Origin of the sequence: Lentibacillus sediminis, assembly GCF_002763455.1 — a bacterium.
GTDB classification, from domain to species: Bacteria; Bacillota; Bacilli; order Bacillales; family Amphibacillaceae; genus Lentibacillus_D; species Lentibacillus_D sediminis_A.
The window spans coordinates 564,715-577,374 of the sequence record NZ_NIXK01000001.1 but is presented as its reverse complement, the minus strand read 5'-3'; the positions used below and the strand labels follow the sequence as shown (position 1 = coordinate 577,374).

Here is a 12,660-nt window from a genome sequence, read left to right as displayed (position 1 = left end):
CTCACCTCACGATTCCATCTTTAGAAATGTAACCATATTTTCAAGCGCAATCTCAATAATATATTTCCCTTTCTCCTCACTGGCAAGCTTGGCATCCCCCAACACGGCTGAATCTGTAAATTCTTCCCACGGAGTTGGGGTTACATCCGCATGAACTGGTATCTCTGGAATGTCTGTAATCGCCTTTTTCATATCCACATATTCCGGCGCCAAATAAAGCATAAAAGAGGTTTCTATTTCACATGCATGAAAATAGGTGCCGTGGGCAGACGCAGTTTCTCTTACTTCTGCTGCCGCCTGACTCATCCCAGGGTAAAAGAAGTAGAAAACTCGCATTTCCGGACAACTCTCATACAAAACACGAGCAGCTTCCTTCAACGCAGGAGCATTTCCCAGGTGGCCGTTCACCATAGCAAACGTCCTGACTCCTTGTTTGTATAAACTTTCCCCAATATCTGCAAGAAAACGAATTATCGATTCATTGCTGATATTTATACTTCCGGGAAAATTACGCAGGCTCCATACTTGGCCATATGGCAAAGTAGGCAGGACAAATCCATTTACGCGCTCAGCGAGTTTTTCCGCCAAGCGCTCTGCTAATAGATTATCTGTTCCCAGTGGTAAGTGCGGTCCATGTGCTTCGACAGCACCAACCGGCAAAATCGCTATGCGTGTTTTTTCCATTTTACCTTTGATTTCATAGGAATTCTCATATTGAAATTGCATATGTTCGCCTCCTGCCTGATTATTTTTTAAAGGTAAAGCATCTCGCAGGATTCCGGATGAAAAACTTATCTATCAAACCTTTCCCATCAAATCCAGCCTGATCTGCTTCTTTGATAAAACGCGGCACCCATTTGCCAAGAATATTCTCCAGTCCCAAGCCATAATCATAATGCTTGTAATAGCTTTTTCTTGCAGTATCGCCGCTGATAAGAATCTGATCTTCGTAGCCCTTTTTGACAAGTTCCAGGATACACTGAATTCGTGTGCTTTCCGGCGCGTACTTTATTTTGGAAATACCATCAAAAGAAAGCAAGGCACCTGTGCGTGCAATCTGCTCATGATAATAAGGATCCGGATTTCGGTCCATATGACCAAAACTGATATACTCCAAGTTAATTCCTTCACTTCTGAGCAGTTCAATCTGCTCAAAGCCCATAGTTCCAGCCTCTGTATGTGAATGCAGGGGAGCCTTTGTTTCATGATGCGCCCTTGCGACAGCACGCAATGTTTTTTCCTCCAAGGGGGAAATCCGGTTGTAACCTGTGCCGAATTTCACCTGCCCACCGCGTACTCCTGTGCCTTCCAGTCCTTCCTCCACTTCCTTGATGACAAAATCAGCCAGTTCATTGATTGAACTTGCATCAATCCATTCATGAAAAGTCTGATATTCACCAGTCGCTTCTTTTAAACGATCTGGTATTGCTGCACTCCAAAGAAAGCTTTTATTAAAGCCTGCTGTGCCGATGATGGTAATCCCTGTTTCTTGTGAAATCTCTTTGACTGCCTGAACATCCCTGCCATAATCGATGGCAGTTGCGTCCACGATTGCCCGTCCGCCCAGGTTTTTAAAATCGAGCACATCAAGTTTGGACTTTTCCTTATCGTCCAGTAGCAGATCATCTTCGTTCTTTTCTACCCAATATGGCGGTCTGCAGACTATATGTTCATGAGAATAGGTCAATCCCAGTTCATCTGGTTTTATATCCCCGTGGAATGTACGTATAAAGCTCATTATAATCCCCTTTTCCTCCATTTATTTACAGAAAAAAGAGGAGAAACCGGTTCCCCTCTTTTTCAAATTATCATGCATCAGCCAAATAGCAGCTGGGACAAGAAGCGGATAATTGGTCCAAGGATGAACATATCCGAATCTGCAGCCCACATCGCGGTATCCGGTATCGTACCTGGCAGAAGCATTCTGACCATGATGTATTGCCCCCAGGCAACGACGGTCGCAGTAATGAAGCCGCCTATCACGGCTCCGCGGGCACCTCCTGTAGCATTGCCGAATACTCCGGCAGTTGCACCATGGAAAAACAGAACAATCATTGTAGGAACGAAAACATAGCCTACTGTATTGCCCAGAACCACCAGCCATAGCAGCGCACCGACAAATGCGCCAAGGAATCCAAGAATTACAGCATTTGGAGCATAAGGAAACACAATCGGGCTATCCAGCGCAGGTTTTGCTCCGGGCACAATTTTGGTGGCAATCCCTTTAAAGGCAGGTACCATTTCCCCAATAAACATGCGGACCCCTGTTAACACAACAGCGATACCTGCTGTAAACATAAAGGACTGGATAATGGCATAAACCATGAAGTTCTGGTCTCCAGCCGATGCCATGAGTTCCTGCGCCCCCGGTGTATCTCTTAATGAAACGATGATGGCTCCTGACAGAAACAATAATCCCATCGTAAGCGCAGTAATAACATTGGAGTCACGAAGGAATTCCAGCCCGCTGGGCACTTTAATCTTTTCTGAGTCATTCTCTTTATTTCCAAGCCATTTTCCTGCAAATGCTGAAAGTAGTGAAACGGAGGCAGATGTATGCCCTAGTGCAATATTGTCATTGCCGGTAATTTTCCGCATGAACGGCTGAACAATAGCAGGCTGCAGCGTCCAGTATACTCCCATAATGACAGTCAGGAAGAAAACTAACCCCCAGAAAGATACATCTCCAACTGTATGAATCACGATGCCTGCAAATATTGTGGTTGTCCAGAACATCATATGACCGGTCAGGTAAATATATTTAAATCTTGTAAACCTGGCGAGTAGCACATTTAATACAAAACCGAGTGCCATGGCCAGCGCCACTGCACTGCCATATTGCGCTGTAAATTCCTCTTGTCCCATGAACCCGCTAAGCGGTTCGGACGATAGATTGAAAACTTCAGCCCATAATGGTTCAAACACAGTCAGTGCGCCAGATATAATATTGGAGCCGGCAGTAATAATCAGAAAACCAATGATTGCTTTAAATGTTCCGCTGATCGTCTGACTGGCGGTTTTCTTTTGCAGCAGAAGTCCTAAAAGAACAATCGAACCAATCAGGATTGCCGGCTGGCCGAACACATTGGTGGCAAGCCACATAACTATATCCATTTTTTCTTCCCCCTTATTTTAATGGACCAGACTGATCACTCAGTAAAATTCTCCTCTATTGCCTGATTGATCTCGTCCATGTCAAAATAGTTATTTACAATAATCACATTCGCGCTGTGGTCTGTTAAACTCTCAGCCAGTTCGTTGCTTGTAATGATATAATCTGCCTGCATGCTGGAGGCAGCAGAGACATCTGTGTGCTCTACATCAGCCTGTATTCCCTTGTCCCCCAATGCCTGTTCCACATTCATCTTCAAAATCAGGCTGGTCCCTTGACCCAATCCGCATACTGTCAAAACTTTTATCATCACTTATCTCTCCTTTTCTAAAATGGTTTTAATATCTTCATAGCAACTAGCATTCTTTAAGCCTTCCACATTCCCTGAATCATTTAATAAATTTGTTAGACTTCTCAGCACAGTCAAATGTTCCTCACTGGAAGACGCTCCCAAGCCAAACACCAGCCGCACCGGATCATTTGTCGCATGACCAAATTTTATTGGTTCTTTCAGAGTAACAAGCGATACAGATGCTTCCTTCACCCCATCTTCCGGCCGGGCATGGGGAATAGCGATATGGGGAGCCAATACAAAATAAGGACCGTTGGCGTGATAGGCATTGACCATTGCATTAATATAGGTACTCTCTACAAGCTGCTCCTTAAGCAGCATGCTGCCCGCCGCTTCAATTGCCTCCTGGGCGGTTTCCACCTCGGCTTTCAGTCGGATTAAATTTTCTTCCAAAAACTTCATAACATTTCACGCACCTGACTATTGATAATTAATTTATTCTGTAACATGAGTATGCAGCCATTCCAGCAGTCTGGCTTTACTAGTAATTTGCATCATTTCATCTTTTGCCGATCGGCTGGTAAACAGTCTGGTCAGCTGTGACAATGCTTTCAAATGCTGCTGATTATCAGCTGAGGCCAGTACAATCCAAATGCGTACCGGTTTCCCGCATACATCTACATCATTTTTTAAATACAGCAAGCTCATCCCTGTTTTCTTTGCACCATCTGTTGGAGCGGCATGGGGCAGGGCGATTCGATCAGAAATAACGATATACGGACCATTCTTCTCCACCATCCGGATCATTCCCTGAACATAAGTGGAGGTAATAAATCCCTGCTCCTGCAGTGGCTCGGCCGCTTGATAAATTGCCTGCTCCCATGTCACTGCCTGATCTTGAACGGCAATCCTGTTTTCCGGCAAAAGTTCGAGAAGACCGGGTTTTGAATATTCGCTGTCAACAGAAACAGGTGATGCAAAATAGTTTCTTAATTCATAACGCAAGGAATCCTCGTCCTGAATGGTTCCATAGCGCCTCATCATATCCATCACTGTATCTACGGACATAGCCTGCTGGCTGGACCGGCTTCCGAATAAGCTGTTTACTCGCCTTAGCAGATTTTCCTTTTCCTCATTGTTCAACACGGGATTAACCTCAAAAACAGGTATCCCTCTGTCTGGCAAAGAAATAGTCGAAACGATAAAATCAACAGCTATATTATGGATGCTTTCATACTCCTTTAAAGAGGAAACACGGGCAATATCCACGTCTGTAAACAGGTCCTCGAGTTGGTTTTCCAACAACCTTGATGTACCTAACCCAGTGGTGCAGACAATTAACAGACTCCTGCGCTTTGCATCGAGCATAACTCCTTCTCTCCGGAACCAGCCGCCAAAGTGCATGGCAATATAAGCAATCTCATTATCATCGATTTCCTGATCCATTAAATCTTGAAGCGGGTGAATTACTTTTTTGGTCAGATGAAAGATTTCCGGATAATTTGTTTTCACTGCATCCTTCAGCAAATTTTCTACCCGAATCCCGTATTTGATACGATAGTAAGTAGGTTTTAAATGCAAAAGGAGTTGATGAATCATCTTTTTCTGGTCCGGAAAAGCAACTGCAGCATGCACTTGAAAATCATAGACTATCTTTTCAACAACTTCTGTAAGCTTTTTCATTTCTTTGTTTTCCAGTTGCAGATTTAAATTGTAATTCACCTTCGCACTTAACAGGTATTTTGCGAAATAGAAGATTTCACCCGACGGCATGCTTACTGTGAGATATCTTGCCAGCCGGCTGCTAAACATGACCGCTGCCTCAAATTCCTCGGTTGTACGGATCACTTCCTTTTCCGCAGGATCCACATCCACGAATTTTTCCTGCTTTATGCGCTGAATAAATAAGTAAAACCATAGGACTAGCTTAATTCGGACATCCTCGGTAATTTCAATCTCCACCTCAGCCTCATAACCATTCACACAGACTTTTAGAGAAGATAAGGCACTTAGATCAAAAAGTTCAAAAGGCAGGACGTCAGTGGATTCGTTTTCCGGGTCTGTTTCCAGCTGCTGCATTACCTGGTACCATACATCTTCAGGTACGGCAAGCGCTATATAATGAATTAGCAGTCTGCGAAGATCGTTTTCCTCTCCGCAGATCGTATAGCCGCTTTTTCGTTCGGAAACGAGCTGCAAATGCTCTTTTTCCACCTCTTTTTTTAGCTGTTTGATATCCTCGATGATGGTATTTCTGCTGACTTGAAGGAGCTCCTTTAAATCATCCAGAAAACAGGGCTGCTGTTGTCCTGTCAAATAAACATAGATCCAGGCTCTTCTTTCCTGGGGAGAGTATTCATAATAATTTGGCGTAACTGGACCCATGCGATCCAACAGCTTATTTTTCACAGTTTCATCGAGGTACAATCCTTTTCCTCGAACCTGCCGCAATTCTTGCAATCCGCGCTCTTTCAGCCAATCATTAATTTTATCCATATCATTATAAATCGTGCGCCGTGACACGTTAAACGAAACCGCCAGCTCTTCTACGGACACATAGGCATCAGATTTAATTAACTGGTTTAATAGAGCAATGTTTCGATGATTCATGGGATTCACCACCATTATTTTATAAGCTGTGATTCAATTCCCTTATCTTTAATATAATAAATAAGTATACAAATGATAAGACCAAATGAGTCACATTCCAACGTGCAAAATTGGACCTTTTTGGCAATAAAAAAATAAAGAAGCTGGCAATAGAGAAAATATATCTCCGTTTGCCAGCTCTTTTAACGTAAAGTTTTCATTTTAAAAAATATATCAAGCGGACTTTATTCTCCACAGCTAATCCCCAGCACTCTCGCCACATTCGCTGCAGCCGCTTCCAGACTGGCCGGACCATTGTTCAGTGCCTCTTCTAGACTACCCGGCCCTTTGGCAATACTGAAAGCCGCATCAATACCATGACCAAACACCTTCTCATATCCACTTCCCAGCGTCCCGCACAGGGCAATCACTTTTGCCCCGCTGTGCCGCTTAGCAGATTTTGCCACACCGATCGGGGTTTTACCATAAATCGTTTGCCCGTCAATCTTTCCTTCACCCGTAATCACCAGATCCGCACCTGCCACCCGCTCCGGGAAATCTGTTTCTTTCAACACAATCTCCACACCCGGCCGCAGCTTGGCACCCATAGCGAACAGACCCGCTCCCAAACCGCCTGCAGCTCCGGATCCGGGAATATCCTTCACGTCCTGCCCTGTAACTCGGGCGAGAACATGGTGATACTGAGCAAGGGCATCGTCCAATTGCTGTACCATTTCCTCCGTTGCTCCTTTTTGCGGGCCGTAAATCGCACTTGCGCCATTCGGGCCCAGCAGCGGGTTGTCCACATCACAGGCGACTTCAATTTCGACCTCAGCCAGCCGGGGATCGAGGCCAGACAAATCTGCTTCGATCAAATGGATCAGCGCGCCTCCCCCTTGCTGGGCGTTGGCAGCGTTGTCGTAATAAAATTTTCCGCCAAGGGCTTCGATCATCCCCGCCCCGCCGTCATTGGTGGCACTCCCGCCGATGCCGAGAATGATTTTCGACACCCCATGCTCAAGTGCCTCCTTAATCAGCTCCCCTGTTCCATACGTGGTGGCAAGCAGCGGATTGCGTTTTTCCTTGGGGACAAGTGCCAGCCCAGAAGTCTCAGCGACCTCCAAAATGGCGGTCGTTTTATCCCCTGACACGGCATAGCTCGCTTGCACTGGCTCTCCCATCGGCCCGGTCACCTTACTCACAAAGATTTTTCCCCTCAGCGCATCAGCCAGAGACTGCGTCGTCCCTTCCCCTCCGTCGGCCATCGGGATCAGTTCCGTCTCCAGCGCCCCCGGAAAACCTGCCCGAAGCCCTTTATCGATAGCTTCCGCCGCTTGCTTCGCCGTCATGCTTTCTTTAAACGAATCCGGAGCAATCACGATCTTTTTTATCAAGCCTATTTTCTCCCTTCTGTACAAAAAAGATGCCCCATTATATCAACGGGACATCCGCCTACCTGTACTATACCATAGGAACGAGGTTTTTTGCCTGCTGGGGAAGAGACCTCCCGTCTCGGTGCCGATATCTTTTTCAGCTTGCTTCCCAGCTTCTCCTGCCTTCCATACATCCACTCCCTGTTCGATTGCCTCATGTACATTTCCTTCTATTATATAATAGTCATTTTCGGACATTCCAAGTTTCATTAACTGTGCCTTCAGCCTTACTATCGGATCATGTTTCTCTGGTTTTTCCATGTCCGGAGGGAGCCTGCATTCCACCCATGTCGGCCCTCCGCCGTGCCGCGCCCGCTCAACGGCCAGCCAGGCAGTCTCCCTGACAGCAAGCACATCCACACCGTCAACAAAGCAGCTCCTATTTACCCACCCGCAACTATCTTCTATGCTTGTCTGTAAATCCTGCCTCTTTTCCAGGACAAAAACAGCAGGCAGTTCCCATGTCTCAGCCATGCACATCATTTCACGCACAGACTCCTCCTTGGTCAGTCCCTCATCCAAGTGAATCACCGACACGTCCCCTCTCCCGGCACGTCTGTGAACAAACGCTGCTCCGACCCCAGCCATAACATTCGCACCAAATATCCCTAAATCAGCGGATGTGGCAGACATGGGGTAATGCATCCCTTGTCCTTTCCCTTCAGCCAGCAGCCTGTGTACCTCCTCGCCTCTTGCCAGTAAAAATTCACAACCACGCCCAGTACTCATAATAGTGTCCCCATGGCGTAATACTGAGGAGATCCCTGTGGCAACAGCTTCCTTTCCGGTATCCTTACACTCCATTACGTTCTCCGATCCCTCCTCAGCAAGTAAACAGACCCGCTCCGAAAAACACCGGATCCGCAGCATCCCTTCCAGCAAATGTTTTTTCTCATGTAAATTTAACCGCATCTCTTTTCCCCCATTTTCCGCAAATAAACTTGGCCTTTCTCTATTAAAAATATGGCAGGGAAAATAGTGATAGAACCGGTTTTGGCTAATTTTAGCTTAATAGAATTGTAGAACGGCTGATAATCCAGAGAGAGGATTACCGCTCAGAACCGAGCGCACCTGCTGCCAACACAAAAAAAGAGCAGCACAATCACTGCTCTCTCCTCCCATATTCCATCAGCAACAGTGCAAACAAAGCACTCCGCTTCGTCATTTCACTCAAAAGCAAATGCTCATCGTTCGCGTGGGCCCCGCCTCCAACCGGGCCAAGCCCATCTAAGGTCGGCGCATATGGCGCAGTAAGGTTGCCATCACTGCCCCCGCCGCTTTCCTGTTCTGTCAGCTCCATATCCAGCTGATCGGCCGCCAATTCTTTCGCCGTTTGATACATCGCAGCAATGCTTTCCGTCCTTTCAAGCGGCGGGCGGTTAAAGCCACCCATCACTTTAAGCTCAGCACCATCCAGTTTCGGCTGCAGCTCCTGGATGATCGGCAGTACGCGGTCTGCCTCCTGCTGGGTTTTCACCCGGACGTCTAGGGTTGCCTTCGCATTCTCAGCGATTACATTACTCGTCGTGCCGCCCTCGATTTTCCCAACATTAAAGGTGGTCCCGACATCCAAATCCGTCATCCCATGCAACTCCACCGTCTGCAAGGCCAGCTCCTCGATGGCACTGACCCCTTTTTCCGGATCAATCCCCGCATGGGCCGGGATTCCCGTTGCTTCTAATTCAAAAATGCCGACACCTTTGCGGGATGTTTTCAGGCTGCCGGTCTCTCCCATCGCCGGCTCCAGGACGAACACCCGCTCACTCTTCGCTGCTTCTTCCTCGATCAGCTTCTTGGAAGAAGGATTGCCGATTTCCTCATCCGAATCAAATAAAAACACCACTTTCCGGTCCAGTTCGACACCCAGATCCTGCAGTGCTTTCATAGCAAACAGCCCCTGAATAATACCGCCTTTCATATCAAAAACCCCTGGTCCGGACGCGACATCAGCCTCCACTGTATATGGCATTTTCTCCATTGTTCCCCGGGGCCAGACCGTATCCAAATGACCCAGCACGAGCAGCTGCCTCTCTCCTTCGCCCCATTCAACTTTCACATGGTTTCCGTAATCGGCACTCTCGATAACCTTACTGCGGCCGCCTGCCAGTTTTTCAAACGCTTCTGCCACCCAATCGGCAAATTCATCCACCAGTTCCTTATCCAGTGAGGGTGATTCCATTTCCACCACGGTCTTCAAAAAGGAATGCATCATCTCTTTGTTTTTTTCAATTGTGTCGAAAATCTCACTCAACTTATCCCTCCTCCTCTGTTATCTTCCTTAACATGACATCCATATATTTCATCATCACCACATCTTTTTCGTAACGATATCCCTCATATGGCGGGTTGCTTTCTCCCACAAGGTTTCTCACCAGATAGTCCATAAAGTTGCATCCCATCTCATGGGCATGCAGGTACCCGGCACCCAGACGCGGGTTGATCTCGGAAATATAGTACTTGCCGTTATGCTCAAAGCAGTCGATATCAAGCGGTCCGGAAAAATCCATGCTGGCAACCAGATCTTTCATGAGGGTTTCGATGCGCGCATCATGCACAGAAATCGACGTATCGGTTGCCCCGCCGTTCATTTCATATTTTTCTTTGATAAACATATCGACCATTTCCCCGCTGATCTGGTCCACATAAACGTCGACCCCAAATTCACGGTCCTTATAATATGGCTGCATAATAAACTCCCCGTCCTGTGCGACAAGTTTCTCCATATCCGCGTTATTTTTCACCATCTGCACACCCTGGCTCGCCTTTCCGTCCTCGGGTTTGACAATCAGCGGAAATTCCAAATCTCCCTGTTCCAGCAGTTGCTCTACTTCCCTTACCTTATCAAACGTAGGGACACCGGGCAAACCCGCCCGTTCCAGATATTCATAGGTTTTCAGTTTGTCACAGCAGTATTCTACTATCTCTGCGCTGGAAAGCACCAGGCTCACTCCAATTTCCGAAAATTGCTCCCTTGCTGCCGAGAGAATTTCCGCTTCCTCATCCATCAGAGGAAGCAACCCTTTAACAGCATGCTTTTTGCACACCTCCAGTACTGCTTCCAAATACCCTTCTTCTTCCATATGCGGGATGATCTCATAGTCATCTGCTGCATCAAAAGCAGGGGAATATCTCTCCCAGTCTGCCGCAATCACCTTCCCGTCATCCACGAGGGCCTCCTTCAAGTACTGAACCAATTTCACCCTGCTTCCTGTACTGCAAATCAACACATTCATGCTCCCACTTCCCCATTTAGTTTGGCTTCCTTCTATGTTGTATAGCGCTTTTTGCGAAATTCCAAACATATTCGAAAGAAAAAGCAGCCTCCCAACAAGGAAGACTGCCTTTTTGTCTACTGCCAATATGTACCCAACACTGCCCGGTACAAAATATCCGTGCCATTCTTTAACGCATTCACATCAAATGTCATCTCGGGATGATGCAGCCCCGGGGAAAGATCACAGCCCAACCCGAGCATGGTAGCCTTCAGGGACGGCCTTTTAATTGTATAAAAATGAAAATCATCCCCGCCCGGCGTTACCAGCGGCCGGTCCAGCCCCTCTTCACCAAGTGTTTCCGTAATGGAGGTTCTCATGATGGAAATGGCTTCCTCATTCGTTTTCGCCGCAGCAATGCCATCCACATTGGAAATCTTAATGTCAATATCATAAAGATCCCTCACAGCGGCAAATATTCCATTCACCTTCCGTTCCAACTCCTCCATCACGTCATTCTGCTGCGCACGGAGATCCAGCGAAAAGGAAGCATTTCCCGGAATGATGTTGGAGCTTTTGCCGCCGGCGTGAAATTTAGTCATTTTCACGGAATGCGGCACCCGCGGATCCAGATGAATTTTATTGAGCAAATTGACAATCTCTGCACCAACCTCAATGGCATTATGATTCAGATGCGGACGCGCCCCATGTGCATCATCGCCCTTAATTTCCCCTTGGTACATTTTCGTTGCTCCATGCACAATCACCGGCGTCGCATGATTCATCTTCGTCTCCTGCCCCGGCCGCAAATGCACGCCATATAAATAGTCCACATCACGCACGACTTCCTTCTCCACCATTTTCAGCGCACCGGCACCTTTCTCCTCCGCCGGCTGAAAAATAAACTTTACCGCAACCTTCTCCCGCAATTCCGGCTGCTCCGCCAATTTCCAAAGTACCCCCAGCACCATCGCCATATGCGCATCATGTCCACAGGAGTGATTCGGCTGAAATTCACCATTCACTTCCTGCCACAGAGCATCCATATCAGCACGAATTCCAACAACCGGCAGCCCCTTGTCAAAATTTCCATACTCGCCGATCACCCCGGTACAGTCAGCAAACGTCCGCACCCGGCACCCGCTCTCCTCAAGCAGTCTTGCAATATATTTCGTCGTCTCCGTCTCTTCCCAGCTGATTTCCGCATGGTTGTGCAGGTAATCGAATGTCTCTGTTATACGTTCTTCTATCTGTTTCGCCATTGAAGTTCGCCACCTTTTATAAGAATCTGCTATACACAAACCAGATTTTAATGATTAATCTACTTTTTCTTCTTCATTTAATAAAATAAAGTATAGCTTTATTAATTAAAGTATTCAATCATTTCATCTCACAATTCTATCCTATTCCCAGCTATCCCTTCTCCCACTCCAATCCCTGCAGCTTCCTCCTCACTTCCTTTCCCCAACTTTTCACCGCTTCCACGGAAACACCTTCTTGCTCGGCGATTTCCTTCACCGACATGTCCTCAATCACATAATATTTCACCCATTTCCACTGATTTTCCGACAGCTTGTCCCTGATCTCTTGCCAAAAGCCCCCATCATAAAAAGGCAGGTCAGCCACACGCATCACAGGATAAGCATTGCTGCCATGATGATAATAGTTTCCATCATCCTGCTCTACTTTTTCCCGCTGCGCATAGAGACTCATTTTCTCCTGCTCTTTCGTTTGCTTTCGGATTAAATCGATCATGCGGTGGCGGATCACATAGTTGAAATAGGTTGCGAGCGGTCCCTTGTCCGGCTGGTAGCTCCGGTAGGCGTTCCACATGGCGAACAGTCCCTCCTGGTAGAATTCCTGATGCGGGTCGCGAATGTTCAGTCGGTGGATATGATAATGGATCCTGCGTTCATTCTGCTCAAAAATTTCCTCAAACGTCATCTTGTTTTCACTCATGCTTTGTCCTCCCCCTTTGTTTTGAAAAACTACTCCTTCATTCCTATCATCGAAATTAAGCTG

The 12,660-nt window shown here is 46.9% G+C and carries 12 protein-coding genes; all 12 read right to left on the bottom strand.

Annotated elements, in window-relative coordinates; genetic code table 11:
- Positions 1–6: 6 nt before the first annotated feature.
- A complete protein-coding gene (locus tag CEG13_RS02660; protein ID WP_100010207.1) occupies positions 7–726 on the bottom strand; it encodes a creatininase family protein in 720 nt (239 codons plus the stop codon).
- Between the two features lie 19 nt (positions 727–745).
- A complete protein-coding gene (locus CEG13_RS02655) occupies positions 746–1,738 on the bottom strand; it encodes a phosphotriesterase family protein (protein ID WP_100010558.1) in 993 nt (330 codons plus the stop codon).
- Positions 1,739–1,815: 77 nt separating this feature from the next.
- On the bottom strand, positions 1,816–3,114 hold the full coding sequence (locus tag CEG13_RS02650) for a PTS ascorbate transporter subunit IIC (protein WP_100010206.1): 1,299 nt from the start codon (positions 3,112–3,114) through the stop codon (positions 1,816–1,818).
- Positions 3,115–3,149: 35 nt separating this feature from the next.
- A complete protein-coding gene (locus CEG13_RS02645) occupies positions 3,150–3,419 on the bottom strand; it encodes a PTS sugar transporter subunit IIB (RefSeq protein ID WP_100010557.1) in 270 nt (89 codons plus the stop codon).
- Positions 3,420–3,425: 6 nt separating this feature from the next.
- On the bottom strand, positions 3,426–3,866 hold the full coding sequence (locus tag CEG13_RS02640; protein WP_100010205.1) for a PTS sugar transporter subunit IIA: 441 nt from the start codon (positions 3,864–3,866) through the stop codon (positions 3,426–3,428).
- A 33-nt stretch (positions 3,867–3,899) separates the two neighbouring features.
- Positions 3,900–6,014 (bottom strand): BglG family transcription antiterminator, encoded by a 2,115-nt coding sequence (locus CEG13_RS02635; protein WP_158234634.1) that lies wholly within the window; start codon positions 6,012–6,014, stop codon positions 3,900–3,902.
- Between the two features lie 224 nt (positions 6,015–6,238).
- The gene (locus CEG13_RS02630) at positions 6,239–7,384 is read right to left on the bottom strand and encodes a glycerate kinase (protein ID WP_100010556.1); all 1,146 of its coding nucleotides are present in this window, start codon (positions 7,382–7,384) and stop codon (positions 6,239–6,241) included.
- A 45-nt stretch (positions 7,385–7,429) separates the two neighbouring features.
- Positions 7,430–8,338, bottom strand: a complete 909-nt coding sequence (locus CEG13_RS02625) for a thiamine pyrophosphate-dependent enzyme (RefSeq protein WP_100010203.1) — start codon at positions 8,336–8,338, stop codon at positions 7,430–7,432.
- A 190-nt stretch (positions 8,339–8,528) separates the two neighbouring features.
- Positions 8,529–9,677: a M20 family metallopeptidase gene (locus CEG13_RS02620; RefSeq protein ID WP_239984544.1), complete on the bottom strand. Its 1,149-nt coding sequence runs from the start codon at positions 9,675–9,677 to the stop codon at positions 8,529–8,531.
- Position 9,678: 1 nt separating this feature from the next.
- Complete coding sequence (locus CEG13_RS02615) at positions 9,679–10,659, bottom strand: ATP-grasp domain-containing protein (RefSeq protein WP_158234633.1); 981 nt, start codon at positions 10,657–10,659, stop codon at positions 9,679–9,681.
- A gap of 116 nt (positions 10,660–10,775) precedes the next feature.
- A complete protein-coding gene (locus tag CEG13_RS02610; protein ID WP_100010201.1) occupies positions 10,776–11,900 on the bottom strand; it encodes a M20 peptidase aminoacylase family protein in 1,125 nt (374 codons plus the stop codon).
- 151 nt (positions 11,901–12,051) lie between these two features.
- Positions 12,052–12,597 carry a sigma-70 family RNA polymerase sigma factor gene (locus tag CEG13_RS02605; RefSeq protein WP_100010200.1) on the bottom strand — a complete coding sequence of 182 codons (546 nt, stop codon included), beginning with the start codon at positions 12,595–12,597 and terminating at the stop codon, positions 12,052–12,054.
- Between the last annotated feature and the right edge of the window lie 63 nt (positions 12,598–12,660).